16 protein-coding genes, 3 tRNA genes and 1 pseudogene are annotated in these 16,123 nt (G+C 66.5%); 15 read left to right on the forward strand and 5 right to left on the reverse strand.

Annotated elements, in window-relative coordinates; translation table 11 throughout:
• Nucleotides 1-80, forward strand: a pseudogene (locus tag ACE026_RS07305) (DUF1249 domain-containing protein); the annotation flags it as partial.
• 58 nt (nucleotides 81-138) lie between these two features.
• On the forward strand, nucleotides 139-627 hold the full coding sequence (locus ACE026_RS07310; RefSeq protein ID WP_313211144.1) for an NUDIX hydrolase: 489 nt from the start codon (nucleotides 139-141) through the stop codon (nucleotides 625-627).
• A gap of 42 nt (nucleotides 628-669) precedes the next feature.
• On the opposite strand, the gene ACE026_RS07315 is transcribed toward ACE026_RS07310, so the two are convergent.
• Nucleotides 670-1,320 carry a class I SAM-dependent methyltransferase gene (locus ACE026_RS07315; protein WP_259462094.1) on the reverse strand — a complete coding sequence of 217 codons (651 nt, stop codon included), beginning with the start codon at nucleotides 1,318-1,320 and terminating at the stop codon, nucleotides 670-672.
• A 377-nt stretch (nucleotides 1,321-1,697) separates the two neighbouring features.
• Here ACE026_RS07315 and ACE026_RS07320 point away from each other — a divergent pair, with 377 nt between their 5' ends.
• The 11 genes from ACE026_RS07320 (at nucleotide 1,698) to ACE026_RS07370 (ending at nucleotide 13,633) form a co-directional block, all read left to right on the forward strand.
• Nucleotides 1,698-2,312 (forward strand): CDP-alcohol phosphatidyltransferase family protein, encoded by a 615-nt coding sequence (locus tag ACE026_RS07320; protein ID WP_070474651.1) that lies wholly within the window; start codon nucleotides 1,698-1,700, stop codon nucleotides 2,310-2,312.
• A 52-nt stretch (nucleotides 2,313-2,364) separates the two neighbouring features.
• Nucleotides 2,365-3,408, forward strand: a complete 1,044-nt coding sequence (phaE, locus tag ACE026_RS07325) for a class III poly(R)-hydroxyalkanoic acid synthase subunit PhaE (RefSeq protein ID WP_486038549.1) — start codon at nucleotides 2,365-2,367, stop codon at nucleotides 3,406-3,408.
• Complete coding sequence (locus tag ACE026_RS07330) at nucleotides 3,405-4,475, forward strand: class III poly(R)-hydroxyalkanoic acid synthase subunit PhaC (protein WP_486038550.1); 1,071 nt, start codon at nucleotides 3,405-3,407, stop codon at nucleotides 4,473-4,475. Before phaE ends, ACE026_RS07330 begins: the two co-directional genes overlap by 4 nt.
• Nucleotides 4,472-4,843, forward strand: coding sequence for a YfeK family protein (locus tag ACE026_RS07335; RefSeq protein WP_486038551.1), 372 nt, complete (start codon nucleotides 4,472-4,474; stop codon nucleotides 4,841-4,843). Before ACE026_RS07330 ends, ACE026_RS07335 begins: the two co-directional genes overlap by 4 nt.
• 47 nt (nucleotides 4,844-4,890) lie before the next feature.
• The gene (locus tag ACE026_RS07340) at nucleotides 4,891-5,094 is read left to right on the forward strand and encodes a PspC domain-containing protein (RefSeq protein ID WP_121037325.1); all 204 of its coding nucleotides are present in this window, start codon (nucleotides 4,891-4,893) and stop codon (nucleotides 5,092-5,094) included.
• Nucleotides 5,091-5,549: a hypothetical protein gene (locus ACE026_RS07345; RefSeq protein WP_486038552.1), complete on the forward strand. Its 459-nt coding sequence runs from the start codon at nucleotides 5,091-5,093 to the stop codon at nucleotides 5,547-5,549. The genes ACE026_RS07340 and ACE026_RS07345 overlap by 4 nt, the downstream gene beginning before the upstream one ends.
• Before the next feature lie 159 nt (nucleotides 5,550-5,708).
• Nucleotides 5,709-5,924, forward strand: a complete 216-nt coding sequence (locus ACE026_RS07350; protein ID WP_259259734.1) for a hypothetical protein — start codon at nucleotides 5,709-5,711, stop codon at nucleotides 5,922-5,924.
• Between the two features lie 207 nt (nucleotides 5,925-6,131).
• Complete coding sequence (locus ACE026_RS07355; protein WP_486038553.1) at nucleotides 6,132-8,507, forward strand: Tex family protein; 2,376 nt, start codon at nucleotides 6,132-6,134, stop codon at nucleotides 8,505-8,507.
• Between the two features lie 251 nt (nucleotides 8,508-8,758).
• Complete coding sequence (locus ACE026_RS07360) at nucleotides 8,759-10,957, forward strand: PAS domain S-box protein (RefSeq protein WP_486038554.1); 2,199 nt, start codon at nucleotides 8,759-8,761, stop codon at nucleotides 10,955-10,957.
• A 281-nt stretch (nucleotides 10,958-11,238) separates the two neighbouring features.
• A complete protein-coding gene (locus ACE026_RS07365) occupies nucleotides 11,239-13,095 on the forward strand; it encodes a methyl-accepting chemotaxis protein (RefSeq protein WP_486038555.1) in 1,857 nt (618 codons plus the stop codon).
• 127 nt (nucleotides 13,096-13,222) lie between these two features.
• Nucleotides 13,223-13,633: a DUF4189 domain-containing protein gene (locus ACE026_RS07370; RefSeq protein ID WP_486038559.1), complete on the forward strand. Its 411-nt coding sequence runs from the start codon at nucleotides 13,223-13,225 to the stop codon at nucleotides 13,631-13,633.
• 72 nt (nucleotides 13,634-13,705) lie between these two features.
• Here the strand turns inward: ACE026_RS07370 and ACE026_RS07375 are convergent.
• Nucleotides 13,706-13,792, reverse strand: a tRNA-Leu gene (locus tag ACE026_RS07375).
• Nucleotides 13,793-13,916: 124 nt separating this feature from the next.
• On the opposite strand from ACE026_RS07375, the gene ACE026_RS07380 reads away from it, so the two are divergent.
• A complete protein-coding gene (locus tag ACE026_RS07380) occupies nucleotides 13,917-14,297 on the forward strand; it encodes a response regulator (protein ID WP_486038556.1) in 381 nt (126 codons plus the stop codon).
• A 7-nt stretch (nucleotides 14,298-14,304) separates the two neighbouring features.
• Here ACE026_RS07380 and ACE026_RS07385 read toward each other — a convergent pair whose 3' ends face one another.
• A complete protein-coding gene (locus tag ACE026_RS07385; protein WP_486038557.1) occupies nucleotides 14,305-15,261 on the reverse strand; it encodes an SOS response-associated peptidase family protein in 957 nt (318 codons plus the stop codon).
• 105 nt (nucleotides 15,262-15,366) lie between these two features.
• Between ACE026_RS07385 and ACE026_RS07390 the strand changes: the two genes are divergently transcribed.
• The gene (locus ACE026_RS07390) at nucleotides 15,367-15,783 is read left to right on the forward strand and encodes a GNAT family N-acetyltransferase (protein ID WP_486038558.1); all 417 of its coding nucleotides are present in this window, start codon (nucleotides 15,367-15,369) and stop codon (nucleotides 15,781-15,783) included.
• A 49-nt stretch (nucleotides 15,784-15,832) separates the two neighbouring features.
• Here the strand turns inward: ACE026_RS07390 and ACE026_RS07395 are convergent.
• Both ACE026_RS07395 and ACE026_RS07400 read right to left on the reverse strand, forming a co-directional pair.
• Nucleotides 15,833-15,908: transfer RNA gene (locus tag ACE026_RS07395), tRNA-Glu, on the reverse strand.
• A gap of 49 nt (nucleotides 15,909-15,957) precedes the next feature.
• Nucleotides 15,958-16,033: transfer RNA gene (locus ACE026_RS07400), tRNA-Ala, on the reverse strand.
• Nucleotides 16,034-16,123 lie beyond the last annotated feature (90 nt).

Raw genomic sequence — 16,123 nt, forward strand, 5'->3', positions numbered from 1 at the left:
GCCACGGCGTCCCCACCCTGCGCCGCGATGGCGCGGTGGCGGCACCGGCCGACGCGCGCCGCACCAGCCTGGTGCCCTGAGCCGGCGCCTGGGCGGATCGCGCATAATCGAGGGTCTGTGTTCCCGAGCCTGTGCGAAATGCCCTATACCCCCATCGTGGCCACCCTGGGCTACGTGCTGTCCGCCGACGGCAAGCAAGTGCTGATGATCCACCGCAACGCCCGGCCCGGTGACCTGCACCTGGGCAAGTACAACGGCTTGGGCGGCAAGATGGAGCGCGATGAAGACGCCGCCGCCTGCATGCGCCGCGAGATCCGCGAAGAGGCCGGCATCGAGTGCGGCACCATGCGCCTGCGCGGCACGATCAGCTGGCCGGGCTTCGGCAAGAACGGCGAGGACTGGTTCGGCTTCGTGTTTGTCATCGATGACTTCACCGGCACGCCGCTGACCTCCAACCCGGAGGGCACGCTGGAGTGGGTGGACGTGGACAAGATCGACGGCCTGCCGCTGTGGGAAGGCGACCGCAGCTTCCTGCCGCTGGTCTTCGACGATGAGCCGCGCGCCTTCCATGGCGTGATGCCGTACCGCGATGGCGCCATGCAATCCTGGAGTTACACCCGGCTGTAAGCGGGCCTTGGCGCGCGCGGGGCTGTCGGCCAGCGGCCGGTATTACCGGCGGGCCAGCAACAGGTGGAAGTGCTTGGTCACCTCGCGCCCATCGTTGCTGCGCCCGGTTTCGTGATGGGCGCGCCAGCCTTGTACGGTCAACCCAGCGCTGCGCAGGGCCTGCTCGACCTCGGCCAGCTCGTGCAGGTGGAACCCATGCGCAGTGAACGGCAGCGTGCGCATGAAAGCGGCATCGCCGAACGCCAGGCAGAGCCGACCGCCGGGGCGCAGCACGCGCGCCAACTCGGCGAACGGAAATTTCAGTTCGTCCCAGAAGTACAGCGTGTTCACTGCCAGCGCCGCATCGATGCAGGCCGAATCCAGGGGCAGGGCGTGGGCATCGCCCAGGTGGACCTCGGCACGATCCTGAAGTCCATGCATGGCCAGCACCGCAGTGCCCGCCTCGACCATCGCCGCTGAAACATCGACGCCCACATAGCGGCTGTGCGGTGTACGCAACAGATCGGGTGCGAAGGCTGCATTGCCCGGGCCGATCTCCAGGACCTGTTCGCCGGGGGTGACTGACAGCAGGGCGATGGCGGCCCGGTTGAGGTCGCCGTTGCTGCGGTTCATCGATTCGGCCACGACGAGCGCGTGCTCACCGTGCGGGTGGCGCAGCTGTGCGGCCAGATGGTCGGGGGAAAGCACGCGCAAGACTCCTGTCGGTGGGCGGCAGGACCTGGCGGCGGCGGAGTCCATTCACCAGCTTAGCCCACTGATGGCACCGATGGGCGCGCGTGTGAAAAGGGATCGCCCCGCAGCAATGAGGATCGGTGATCAAGAAATCACCATCGTCGCGTCTATTGAGATCGAGTTGTCCACAGGGGGTGTGGATGACTCGTGGGCAAGTTTGTGGATAAGCCGCGTCGGCCCCCGCCGGTACTCGCTGTCAAGATGGGTGGCCAAAAATTCACCGCAGGTCGTGCTGGCGTGAACGGCGCGGCAAGGCTGGAGTACGGTGGCGTAGGGAACGCTGTCCCGGCGCGGGCCGCTCGCGGTACTCTCTTGCCATTGCCGCCACCTGATCCTTCATGAAACGTCACTTCTCGATGTTGCGCGAGTTCCACCTGGCCGACTGGTTCACCCTGGCCAACGCGTTCTGTGGCACCGGGGCGGTCTTTGCCGCCATGCGCTATCTGCAGGATGGCGAACGCAGCTATCTGCTGTTCGGCATGGCCCTGATCCCCTTGGCCTTCATTTTTGATGCGCTGGACGGGCGCATCGCGCGCTGGCGCAAGTCCAGCTCCACGCTGGGCCGTGAGCTGGATTCGCTGTCGGACATCATTTCCTTCGGTGTCGCCCCGGCCGCACTGGCCTACGCCTGCGGCATGCAGGGCGGCTGGGACTGGCTGGTGCTGAGCTACTTCGTCTGCTGCGGCGTCAGCCGCTTGGCCCGCTACAACGTGACCGCCGAAGCACTGGCTGGCGAGGGCGACAAGGTGCCGTACTTCGAAGGCACCCCGATCCCGACCAGCCTGGCGCTGGTGGTGGTGCTGGCCGTGGCGGCGAGCGTCGGGGCCACCGGCGCGGACCTGTGGCTGGGCCAGTGGCAGTTGGGCCCGTGGCAGCTGCACCCGCTGGTGCTGCTGTTCGCGCTGTCCGGCTCGCTGATGATCAGCAAGACCCTGCGCATCCCCAAGCCGTGAGGCACCGCAGCGCGGCATTGCTATCATCGTTTCCCGAGACGGGAGGACGGTCATGACCACGGCGGGCAGCGGCAGCGGCGCAGGCGATGTAGAAGCCCTGGCGCGGCAGTATTTCAGTGCTTGGGGCGATGCCCTGCGGCACGCTGCGGCACCGCCTGGCCACACCGCCGGCCCCGAGGCGCAAGGCAACTGGCAGCAGGCGATCGACTGGTGGGCACAGATGATGCCCAACGCAGCCAGCAGCCCGGCCGACGAGGCCGTGCACCGCTTCCGTGAACAGGCCGGTGGCTGGTACGGCAACATGCAGCAGGTGGCCGCGCAGTTTGCTGGCCGCGATACCTCCAGCGCCGAAGTCGCGCAGGCGTGGCGCACGGCGGTGCTGGGGCAGGGCGACGGGCTGCTGCAGTGGATGCTACAGGGCGCCCGCGGACATACCCAGGCCGAGGGGCCGGATCTGCTGCAGCTGTTGGAAACCCTGCAGCGCCAGCTCGGTCCGTGGCTGCAAAGCCCGGCATTTGGTCCCGGCCGTGAGCACCAGGCCCGCTGGCAGGCGCTGTTGCGGGCCCAGCAGGACTACCAGGCGCACTCGCGCGATTACGTGGATCAGATCAAGCAGGCGCTGGAGGATGCGTTCACCCTGTTCGAGCAGCGCCTGGCCGAGCACGAACAGCCGGGCAACCAGCTGACCAGCGCGCGGGCGATGTTCGATCTGTGGATCGATGCGGCCGAGGAGGCGTATGCGAAGGTCGCGCTGTCCGAGCCGTTCCAAGCGGTGTACGCCTCGCTGGGCAACGCCCAGATGCGGCTGCGCGCGGCCGCCCAGCAGGAGATCGAACGGTTGTCCGAGAGCTTCGGGCTGCCGACACGCACCGAAATGGATGCAGCACATCGCAAGATCGCCGAGCTTGAGCGGCTGGTGCGGCGCATGGCCGCCGGCGCGGGTGCGGCACCTGCCAGTACGGCCAAGGTGCGCAAGCCCACAGTGAAACCAGCCGCCGCGAGCAAGCGCACACCCGGCGCGTCCAAGCCGGCCAAGGCCACCAAGGCCACCGCCAAACCCACCAAGGCCACCAAGCCAAGGAAGCGCAGCGTATGAAGGGCCCCCTGGGCTTCAACGCCGAAGACCTCCTGCAGGAAACCCTGGCCATGCAGCGCAAGCTGATGGATGGCCTGAAGCTGCTGCCCGCGGTGGACGACGTCGATTACGGCGTGACCACCCGCGAGGAAGTGTGGCGCGACGGTAAGGTCACGCTGTATCGCTTTGTCGGCACCGAGCCGCCGGTGCATGCCACGCCGCTGCTGATCGTTTACGCGCTGGTCAACCGGCCGTACATGGTCGATCTGCAGACCGACCGCTCGCTGGTGCAGAAACTGCTGGCACTAGGTCACGATGTCTACGTGCTGGACTGGGGCTACCCGGACCGCTCCGAGCGCTATCAGACGCTGGAGGATTACCTGCTGCGCTTCGTGGATGGCGCGGTGGATCACCTGCAGGCGCGCAACGGTGGCGAGCCGATCAACATGCTCGGCATCTGTCAGGGCGGCGTGTTCGCGCTGTGCTATGCCGCGCTGCGCCAGGCCAAGCTGGCCAACCTGATCACGATGGTCACCCCGGTCGATTTCCACACGCCGGACAACATGCTCTCGCACTGGGCGCGCCAGGTGGACGTGGACCTGCTGGTGGACACGCTGGGCAACATCCCAGCCGATCTGATGAATGCCAGCTACCTGATGCTCAAGCCATTCCGCCTCAACGTGCAGAAGTACGTAGGGTTGCTCGACATCCTGGACGACAAGGACGCGCTGGAAGATTTCCTGCGCATGGAGAAGTGGATTTTCGACTCGCCCGATCTCGCCGGCGAAGCGTTCCGTGACTTCATCAAGCAGTTCTACCAGGGCAATGGTCTGATGCATGACGGCGTACGTATCGGTGAGGACACCGTTGATCTCCGGCAGGTCACGCTGCCGGTACTGAACATCTATGCCGAGCAGGACCATCTGGTTCCGCCGGATGCGTCACGTGCGCTGCGCGGCCGGATCGGCAGCACGGATTACACCGAGAGCAGTTTCCGCGGCGGGCATATCGGTATCTATGTCTCCGGGCGGGCCCAGCGCGAGGTTCCCGTGACCATCACCAGTTGGTTGAACGAGCGTTCGCAATGAAGCCTCGTCGCCTTCTCTGGTTGGCTGTGGGTCTGTTGGGCATCGGTACCGCCCACGCCGCACCCAGCGAAGCCGCCCGCCGCGAAATCGCCGGCCTGATCGGCGCGCTGGATGGCTCCAGTTGCCGGTTCCAGCGCAATGGCAGCTGGCACGATGCGCCCGAGGCGCGCGCCCATCTGCAGCGCAAGTACGACTACCTGCTCAAGAAGGACAAGGTCGACACGGCCGAGCAGTTCATCGAACGTGCCGCCAGCCAGAGCAGCATGAGCGGCAAGCCCTACCGGATCGCCTGCCCGGGCCAGCCGGAGCAGGCCGCCGCCGTCTGGTTCGCCACCCGGCTCAAGGCCCTGCGCCAACGCACCCCGTAGACACGGTTCGCGCTAGAGTCGGCGCATTCCGGACCGAGACCCCGTGCATGAACACACCGCCGCGCCCGCTGTCCCGTTCGCTCAACGACCGCATGATCGCCGGGGTGATGGGCGGTATCGCGCATCGCTACGGCTGGAACGTCACCCTGGTACGGGTGCTGTTCGTGCTGATCTCGATCGGCTCGGCGGCCTTCCCGGGCATTCTGATCTATCTGATCCTGTGGCTGTTGATCCCCAACGAGGCCGATTGAGCCCGTCACCGGTGCTGCTGCGCGCGCTGCAGGTGCTTGGGGCGCTGTGGACATCGCCCAACACCCTGATCGGCCTGGCCGCCGGCACCGCCGGGATGCTGGCCGGTGCGTGCCCGTCGTGGAACGGGCGCGATTGCGCCATCGTGTTCCGCGAATTCCCGTGGGGCCCGGGCGGTGCGATCACGCTGGGCAACGTCATCCTGCACACGGGGCCGGTGCTGGACGTGCCGTGCCGGACGTATGCGCATCAGGCCGGCCACGCCACCGAGCCGGTGATCGGGTTGCACGACCACGAACGTGCGCACGTCTACCAGTATCTGGTGCTGGGGCCGTTGTACCTGCCGGTGTACCTGCTGTGCGGTGGGGTCAGTGCACGCAATCCGTTCGAGCGCGCGGCCGATCTTTATGCGCTGCGGGGGCGGGGCTGGTGGCCATCACGGCGTAGTGAACAGTGACGTTATCTCCGTGTTAAATCCATGTAAGAAAAACGTCGGCAACGCGACGTCATCTGCATGCAAAAAAACGTTATTAGCCTGCATGACGAACCAGTCAGGTTTACCGGGGTAAGCTTGCAGCGCTGTATGAGCAAACGTTTTTCTGGAGGAATACATCACATGGCAATCGTTCTTTATGTCGGTGGTAGCAAGGATGGCGACAAGGGCCTGGTGCCCCATGGTTTCAGCAAGTCCCAGGCCGATACCGAGCTGGGTCCGGAGATCTACACCGAGCGGTTCATGGAACTTCAGGGTGTGGGCAAGGTGCGGGTGATGGCGTTGGAGTCGATGCACGACGAGATCGTCCATCAACGCGCGGCCGTGCATTACCGGTAAGCCAGCAATCCCGCGGAGGTGCCCGGTTGTCGCGGGCGCCCGCGCCGGCATCCCAGCCCCACGCAGGATGCCGGCGTGAACGCAGGACCCCTCGTGTGGTCATCGCCACGGGGCGACAGGTTCGGCCCGGCCTGTCAACGGCTTTCCCCCGCCGCCGCGCATCGCCAGAATGGGTTCTTTCCGCAAAAGCGGCTCCGGCCGGAAGCAATGCCTGACATCAAGCTCGCGCAGCAGATCGCCCAGACCATCGCCGATGAGATCGGTGCCCAGACCGCCCAGGCCCTCGCCGCCATCGCCCTGTTGGACGAAGGCGCCAGCGTTCCCTTCATCGCCCGCTACCGCAAGGAAGTCACCGGCGGGCTGGACGATACCCAGCTGCGCAACCTCGAAACGCGCCTGACCTACCTGCGTGAGCTGGAAGACCGCCGCGCCGCGGTGCTGTCCAGCATCGACGAACAGGGCAAGCTCAGCGACGAGCTGCGCAACGAGATTCTCGGCGCGGACACCAAATCGCGCCTGGAAGATCTGTACCTGCCGTACAAGCCCAAGCGCCGCACCCGTGCCCAGATCGCGCGCGAAGCCGGCCTGGAGCCGCTCGCCGATGGCCTGCTGGCCGATCCGGGCCTGGACCCGCAGGTGTTTGGCGCGACCTTTGTCGATAGCGACAAGGGCGTTGCCGACGTCAAGGCGGCCCTGGAAGGTGCCCGCGCGATCCTGATGGAGCGTTGGGGCGAAGATGCCGCGCTGGTGGGCGAGCTGCGCACCTGGCTGGGCGAAAACGGCGTGATCCGGGCACGTGTCGCCGAAGGCAAGGAAGAGCAGGGCGCCAAGTACCGCGATTACTTCGAACACGCCGAGTCGCTGGCGAAGATTCCGTCCCACCGCTTGCTGGCACTGTTCCGCGCACGCCGCGAGGAAATCCTGTTCCTGGAACTGGACCCGGGCAGCGATGCCGAGGCCGGCAATCTGTATGCCGAAGGCCGCGTCGCGCACAACGCGGGCATCAGCGATGCCGGCCGCCCGGGCGACCGCTGGCTGCTTGACGCCTGCCGCCTGACCTGGCGCGCCAAGCTGCACATGCACCTGTTGCTGGATCTGTTCAACCAGGCGCGTGAGAAGGCCGAGGCCGAGGCGATCGCCGTCTTTGGCGACAACCTCAAGGACCTGCTGCTGTCCGCCCCGGCCGGCCCCAAAGCCGTGCTCGGCCTGGACCCGGGCATCCGCACCGGCTGCAAGATCGCGGTGGTCGATGCCACCGGCAAGCTGGTCGCCACCGACACCATCTACCCGCACGAGCCGCGCCGCCAGTGGGACCAGTCGCTGCATACGGTCAAGCAGCTGTGCGTGCAGCACAACGTGGAGCTGATCGCGATCGGCAACGGGACCGCCAGCCGCGAGACCGACAAGCTGGCCGGTGACGTGATCAAGGCACTGGGCGACACCTCGCTGCAGAAGATCGTGGTCAGCGAAGCCGGCGCGTCTGTGTACTCGGCCTCGGAATTTGCGGCCAAGGAGTTCCCGAACCTGGACGTGTCGATCCGCGGTGCGGTATCGATCGCGCGCCGTCTGCAGGATCCGCTGGCCGAGCTGGTCAAGATCGAGCCCAAGGCGATCGGTGTGGGCCAGTACCAGCATGACGTGGACCAGTACCGCCTGGCGCGTGCGCTGGATGCGCGCGTGGAAGACTGCGTCAACGCGGTCGGCGTGCACGTCAACACCGCCTCGGCGGCGCTGCTCTCGCGCGTGTCCGGGCTGTCATCCACCGTGGCCGAGAACATCGTGCGGCATCGCGATGACAACGGTCCGTTCAAGCGCCGCAAGGATCTGCTCAAGGTGCCGCGTCTGGGCGAGAAGACCTTCGAACAGTGCGCCGGCTTCCTGCGCATCGCCGATGGCGACCAGCCGCTGGACGCCTCCTCCGTGCACCCGGAAGCCTACCCCGTGGTGGAGCGCATCGTGGCCGCCACCGCACGCCCGATCAAGGCGCTGATCGGCGACGGCAGCTTCCTGCGCGGGCTCAAGGCCGAGCAGTTCACCGACGCCACCTTCGGTGTGCCGACCGTGCGCGACATCCTGAAAGAGCTGGAGAAGCCCGGCCGCGATCCGCGCCCGGAGTTCAAGGCCGCGCGCTTCGCCGACGGGGTCGAGGAACTGAAGGACCTCAAGGTCGGCATGATCCTGGAAGGCGTGGTCAGCAACGTGGCCGCGTTCGGTGCCTTCGTGGACATCGGTGTGCACCAGGATGGCCTGATCCACATCTCGGCGCTGTCCGATACCTACGTCAAGGACCCGCGTGATGTGGTCAAGGCCGGTGACATCGTCAAGGTGAAGGTGCTGGAGGTCGACGTGGCACGCAAGCGCATCGCGCTGACCCGCCGCCTGGATGACACCTCGGCCCCCGCCAAGGCCCCGGGTGAGCGCGATCCGCGCCCGGCCGGTGGCGGCCGCCGTGACGGCGGGGCGGGCAATGGGCCGCGCGGTGGCGGTCGTGGCAACCCGTCCGGCCCGCGTCCGGGCAGCGCCGCACCGCCGGCCAACAATGCGCTGGCAGACGCCTTCGCCCGGGCCAAGCGCGGCGGCTGATCCCGCGGTTGGTGCCTGCCAGGGGCCGCCTTCGGGCGGCTTTTGGCGTTTTCTGGGGTTTCCATGGGTGGGGGCACTTCTGGTTTGACGCGCGTTTACGCACACTTCCCCTTGAATGCCCGTAGGGTGGGTGGACGGCGGGGAGCCCAGATGACAGACGACCAGGCAGGACCGGGCAACCGGGCGGGCTCCAGCGCCGATGACCGCGCTGGCGCAGGGCCGTGCGTGGCGTGTCGGACCGGAGCGCACGCATGAGCCGGCAACCGGACGCCCCCCGTGATGCGGCCGCCGCGCTGCGCGACATGGCCGAGCAGCGCCACCGGCTGGAAATGATCATCGAAGGCACCGCGGCGGGCACCTGGGACTGGGACATCCCGGGCAACCAGATGCGGGTCAACGAGCGCTGGGCGGAGATCGTCGGTTATACGCGCGAGGAACTGGCACCGATCACGCCGGAGACATTCTTCAAGCTGGTGCATCCCGACGATCTGGCCCAGTCCAATGCGCTGCTCGACGATCATCTGGACGGTCGCTCGCCGCATTACGACAGCCTGTGCCGGATGCGCCACAAGCAGGGCCACTGGATCTGGGTGCAGGACCGCGGTCGTGTGTATGAGCGCGATGGGCAGGGCCGGCCGCTGTGGATGGCCGGTGCGCACGCCGACGTCACCGAACTGCAGCAGGCCCGGCAGGAGGCGGCCAACATGCGCCAACGCCTGCAGGCGGTGGTGGATGCCTCTGACGAGGTGGCGGTGATCGCTACCGATGTCGATGGCGTGGTCAACCTGTTCAACACCGGTGCGCAGAAACTGCTCGGTTACCGGCCCGATGAAGTGATCGGCCGGGTCAACCCGGGGCTGTTCCACGATCCCGATGAGATGCGCGCCTATCTGCAGCCGCAGCTCGATGCGGACGGGCGCATGCCGACCATTTTCGAAGCGCTGACCGCGCGGGCAGCGCAGGGCACCTGGTCGCATCAGTGGACCTTCCTGCGCAAGGATGGCGAGCGTCGCCAGGTGCGCCTGTCGATCAGCCCGCTGGACTGTGCCGGCGGCAACCGGATCGGCTACGTCGGCATGGCGGTTGACCTGACGCCCCTGCTGCAGGTGCGCGAGCAGGCCTTCGTCGCGGCGGAGAAGTTCGCCGGCGCGTTCTCTTCTGCGGCGCTGGGCATGGCCCTGGTCTCGCTGGAGGGGCGCTGGCTGGACGTCAACGATTCGCTGTGCGGCATCCTCGGCTACACCCGTGCCGAACTGCTGCAGATCGATTTCCAGACGCTCACGCATCCTGATGACCTGCATACCGATCTGGCCCTGCTCGGCGACCTGCTGGCCGGGCGCCGCGAGCATTACCACATGGAGAAGCGCTACCTGGGCAAGGCCGGCAACCTGGTCTGGGGGCGGCTGTCGGTGTCGCTGGTGCGCACGGAAAATGGCGAGCCGCTGCACTTCGTCTCGCAGATCCAGGACGTGACCGCCCAGCGCCTCAGTGGTCAGCAGTTGCGTGAATCCGAGCAGCGCACCCGCGTCACGTTGGATGCGGTGGCGGACATGGTGCTGACCCTGGACCTGCAGGGGGGCATCCAGTACGCCAACGCCGCGGCCACCCGCGCGCTGGCCGGGGAGGGCGCCGAGGTCCTGGCCGGCAGCCAGCTGCAGGAGGTGATGGAGCTCACGACCGAATACGCGCCGCGCTCCCCCTTGGATGTGGCCGTGCTGCTTGACCCGGACAGCAATGCGGTCGACCTGCATTCGGACCTGCTGCTGTCGGTCGGGGCCCACCTGCTGCCGGTCGACCTGACCCGTGCCTGGCTGCGTGATGAGGACGGCCAGACCAGCGGCGCGGTCTGGGTGATCCGTGACGTCACCCAGCAGCGTGCGCGCCAGCGCGAAGCCCGGCATCTGGCCGAGATCGATCCGCTGACCGAGCTGAGCAACCGGCGCGGCTTCGAGGCGCATCTGCAGCAGGCCATCACGCGCGTGGCCCGGACCGGCCAGTCGGCCTCGCTGATGTACATCGACCTGGACCATTTCAAGCCGGTCAACGATACCCACGGCCATCTCGCCGGCGATGCCGTGCTGTGGGCCGTGGCCAGCGTGCTGCGGCATGGCGTGCGTGATTCGGACATCGTGGCCCGCTTGGGGGGCGACGAGTTCGCGGTGATCCTGGCCGGCTGTTCGCTCAAGCGCGCCCGCCGTATCGCCAGCGATCTGCTCGAGGCGATGCGGGGGTTGTCGATCCCCTGGGACCAGCGCCGGTTGAGCGTGGGCGCCAGCATCGGCATCGCGCCATTGTTCGGGGGCATGAGCGTGGATGACGCGGTCGCCGCGGCCGACGCACAGTGCTACCGGGCCAAAGCGATGGGGCGCGACAACGTGCAGGTGGAGGCCGACGCTCTGGGTGCCGTGGACCCCCTTGACGCCCTGGATGCGAGCGAAAGCGGCGAGTGACGGCCGGCCGGGCAATGCCCCGGCCCGCCCGTGGATGGCCCTAAAGCTTTCAGAATGTCCGCCGTTATATGACTCGCAGTTGCTGCCTGTCTGCTCACGTGGATATCTGGCCGTACACCTTTTTTAAATGGTTCATGTTCGCCGGCCCGCCCGGTGTTTGAAGCCCATCGAAGTTGCGTCATCCCCACTGACGATCTTCGTGAGTCCCAGCCAACGGAATACCGCCACCGGGCCACCGCCCGGCGCTGACCTATTCGCTAACCGGACACCGAGGTCTAATGATGATTACGTCAGGCTTGCACACACATGTGCCAGGTCGTGCCAGCGACGCCGACGCCGGGTCGTTGTGGCGAACGCTCGCGGCATGGTTCGTTTCCCGTCGCGCGGCCCATGGCGCCGCGGCATCGGCCGCGCTGCAACGGCAGGCCGAGCTCGAAGATCAGATCAAGGCGCTGCATAGAGTCCAGGCCGTCATCGAGTTCCACCTCGATGGCACCATCGTGCACGCCAACGACAATTTCCTGCAGACACTGGGCTACACGCTGGAGGAGATCCAAGGCAGGCACCACGCCATGTTCGTCGATGCCGAGTATGCGAAGAGCCAGGAGTACCGGGACTTCTGGGCCAACCTGGGCCGCGGTGAGTTCGACGCCGGCCAGTACCGGCGGATCGGCAAGGGTGGACGCGAGATCTGGATCCAGGCGTCCTACAACCCGGTCTTCGACAGCCAGGGACGGCCGTACAAAGTGGTCAAGTTCGCGACCGACATCACCGTGCAGAAATTCCAGGCGGCCGATTTTGCCGGCCAGCTCGCCGCGATCAACACATCACAGGCGGTGATCGAGTTCGATCTCGACGGCCGCATCCTGGCCGCCAACGAGAACTTCCTCGCTGCCATGGGCTATGCACTGGAGGAGGTGCGCGGGCAGCACCATTCGATGTTCGCCGAGCCCGAGCATCGCCAGAGCGCCGAGTACCGGGCGTTCTGGGCCAAGCTCGGCCGTGGCGAATATGACGCGGGCCAGTACAAGCGGCTGGGCAAAGGCGGTCGCGAGGTCTGGATCCAAGCCTCGTACAACCCGATCTACGATATGAACGGACGGCCGTTCAAAGTGGTCAAGTACGCTACCGACATCACGGCACAGGTGCGTGACTCGCTGGCGCTGCAGCAGGCCGTCGCGCAGACGCGTGAAGTGGTGGCCGCGGCGCAGGGTGGCGATCTGACCGGCCATATCGCCACCCAGGACAAGACCGGCCCGATCGCCGAGTTGTGCGAGGGCATCAATGCGCTGGTCGAAGCGATGGCCGGCATCATCACCCAGATCAAGCTGGCGGCGGACACCATCGCCGTGGGTGCCAGCGAGATCGCCGAAGGCAACAGCGACCTGTCCGTGCGCACCGAGCAGCAGGCGGCCTCGCTGGAGGAGACCGCCGTCTCGATGAAGGGGCTGACCGCGACCGTGCGGCGCACCGCGGACAACGCCCGCCAGGCCAATGAGCTGGCCGGTGGCGCTGTCGAGGTGGCGGCGCAGGGTGGCCACGTGGTGCATGAGGTGGTCTCCACCATGTCGCTGATCAACGACTCCTCGCGGCGCATCGTCGATATCATCGGCGTGATTGACGGCATCGCGTTCCAGACGAATATCCTGGCCCTCAATGCCGCAGTGGAAGCGGCCCGTGCCGGCGAGCATGGCCGCGGCTTTGCGGTGGTCGCCTCGGAAATCCGCTCGCTGTCGCAGCGTTCGGCCGAAGCCGCCAAGGAGATCAAGCAGCTGATCGGCGACTCGGTGGAGAAGGTCGGGGCGGGCACGCGCCAGGTCGAAAGCGCGGGGCGCACCATGGACGAGATCGTGGTCAGCGTGAAGCGCGTGAGCGATCTCATGGCCGACATCAGCGCGGCGGCCCAGCAACAGAGCGAGGGCATCGAGCAGATCAACCAGGTGGTCGAGCACATCGACGAGAGCACCCAGCAGAATGCCGCGCTGGTCGAAGAGGCCTCCGCGGCGGCCCGCAGCATGGAAGAGCAGTCCACCCAGTTGCTGCAGACGGTGGCGGCGTTCCGGGTGGCGGGGGCGGGCACGCATCGCTCGGTGCACCTCAAGCCTACTACTGGCCAGCCCGCATTGCGTCTGGTCTGACTGCAGTGGGGGAAACCCTCACCGCGCGCCGCGGTAAACCGAGATGCACACGGCGCGCGGCTTTGGGATACTCGATCATCCAAGGACAGGTCGGAGTATCACAATGCGGATTGCACGACGGTTGAACATGCTGCTGGTCATGGGGATGGCCCTGCCTTGCACCGCGGGCGCGGCGTCGGCGGTGTTTTACGACGCCGACACCGGTGCCTACGGCTATTCAATGAACAAACGCAGCATCAGCACGGCCATGCAACAGGCGCTGGGATATTGCGCGCAGCGCTCACCCAACTGCGGCACTGTGGCCAGCACGTCGGAAGGCGGCTACTCGGCGCTGTATACGGGCACTGGTGCCATGGGTGTTGTCCTGTCCGCACAGGACGATGCCGCTGCCCAGCGCAAGGCCGAGGCGATGTGGCGGCGAAAGGCAGGGGACTGCCGGCTGGTACTACTGTGGCGCGAAGAACCGGTGGTGCCTTCCGTGCCGCCGGTTCCCCCGATCCCGCCACATACCTTGCCTCCGATCGGGCCAGCCGGGTAACGGTCGCGGCGCTGCCGAGCAGAATGAAAAAAACGCCCCGGATCCGTCGATCCGGGGCGTTCTGGTTTTCCATGGTGCCGAAGGTGGGACTCGAACCCACACGCTTTTAAGGGCGGCGGATTTTGAGTCCGCTGCGTCTACCGATTCCGCCACTTCGGCTGGCTGGCCGCGTAGTGTATACAAGATGTCGACGTTTGTGCAGACCTGAATGCTTAAGTTCCTGTCAGGGTTTCACCTACGCGGGACGCTATACTCATCGCGCTGAACCATACAGGGAGTCGTCATGAGCGCGCTGCAGGATCTTCGGGTGCTGGTGGTCGAGAACGACGAAATGAGTGCCGCCCTGCTGCAGATGCAGCTGGTGCAGTCCGGCGCGGTGGTGGTGGGGCTGGCGGCGTCGGTATCCGAGGCGCTGCGTCTGCTCGGCGAGACCCAGCCACAAGTGGTGCTGCTGGATTACCGGCTGGCCAACAATGAAACCAGTGAAGCGGTTGCTGCGGCGTTGGCCGCGCGCCAGATTCCCTTCGTACTGGCCACCGGCATGGCGACCGAGCACCTCCCCGAAGCCTTCCGGGCGGGCATCATCCTGACCAAGCCCTACCTGACGGCCGAGTTGAATGCCGCGCTGGGGCGGGCACGGGTAGGCGATTCGGTCGCCGGTTGAGCGCGCCTCACGCCGCTTCGGCGTGTGCCAGTGTTACCGGTTCGCGATCGTCCAGGATCCGGTACAGCGCAGCGAGGTCGTGCGGGTCCGGGTTCAACCAGGCATCCAGATGTTCGCGCCGGATCGGTACGATGCAGCGGTCGTGCCCGGTGCGTGCCACATCGGACGGTGGCGCGTCGGTGATCGCGGCAAACGACAACAGGCGGCCTTCCGGCCCTTCCCACGCCGACCACAGGCAGGCGATCAACAGATCGCGCGGTGGCTGCGGGCTGAATTCCAGCACCACGTTCTCGGCTTTCTCGCCCGGCGACAGCATGCGCTGTTCCAGGGCATGCCGCGGCACGTGCTCGTAGAACGATTGCACCACCACCACGCCATGCTGGTGGCCGAACGCGGATTTCCAGTACGCCTCCAGGCTGTCGCGGCGCGCGTTGTAGGTGCCGGGATACAGCACGTCGTTGCGCGCGGGCTTGTCCGGCAGCCGGCATTGGTAGCGCATCGGCTTGATCACGCGCTGGCCCTGCTCGGACACGATCACCGGCGCATAGACGCCGGGGAAAATGCGGCTGTCGCGCGGCACCAGGCCGGCACGCTGCAGATCGGACAAGCGCGTCTGCGCACGTTCAATCCGGTTGCCAGCCACGCGCAGTTCATTGCGCGCCTTCTGCGTGGGACGTGCGGCCAGGTGTTCTTCGGCCGCCTTCAGCCGGGCGCTCTGCAGGCGCACCTCTTCATCCAGCGCCTGCATCTCCTCGGCATGCCATTGCTGTATCCGCGCCACGATCTCCTGGCCCTGCGCGGTGCGCGCGCCGGCAAAGCCATCGTCCATCGCCTTGGGGGTTTTCGGGCGTTGCTTGCCGGCGTCGTGGGCATATAGCTGGGCGAACTCGTCCAGGGACAGCATGGCGCCGTACTCTCGGACCAGTTTGGTGTAATCGGCGCGGATCTGGGCGGAATAGCACATGGCGGCGGAACAGGATGGGCAGGGGCACAGGATAGGCCGATGGGTCGCACATGCTGCGAATACGTTCGGGCATGCTGAGCGTCCATTCATTGCCGGACCGGTCTCATGTCGCTGCCTGCTGATGTTCATTGCATTCCCCTGGCGCCCAGCGTGGAGGAATACCGCGCGCTGCGGGTGCTGGCCGGCCTGAGCGCGAAAACGGCCGAGGCGGCGGCGCGTGGCCTGCCCAACACGGTCTTCGGTGTGAGCCTGCGCGAGGGCGATCGGTTGCTGGCGATGGGCCGGATCATCGGCGATGGCGGCTGCTTCCTGCAGGTGGTGGATATCGCCGTGGTTCCGGACCGCCAGGGGCATGGCCTGGGCAAGGCGGTGATGGCCGAGCTCGATGCCTGGCTGCACGCGAATGCCCAAGGTGCGTATGTGAGCCTGATCGCCGATGGCCAGGCGCACCGGCTGTATGCGCAGTTCGGTTTCACCGTGACCGCGCCGCGCTCGGTAGGCATGGCGAAGGTGGTGGCGTAGGCCCATAAACAAACAGCCCCGACCGAAGTCAGGGCTGTTTGTTTGAAGCTGGCGTCCCCACGGGGATTCGAACCCCGGTCGCCACCGTGAAAGGGTGATGTCCTAGGCCTCTAGACGATGGGGACGCGTTAAACCGAATTTTGGCTTCTATCGGACGGCCTGTGTCCGGAGAAGTGGTGGAGCCAGGCGGGATCGAACCGCCGACCTCCTGCATGCCATGCAGGCGCTCTCCCAGCTGAGCTATGGCCCCACAGTTGTGCTGCGAGCCGCCTATCATAGCGGCGGTCTTGCCGAATGGGAAGGGGTTCGTCAAACAAACAGCCCCGACCGAGGTCAGGGC

Source organism: Stenotrophomonas sp. AGC87 (genome assembly GCF_057333975.1).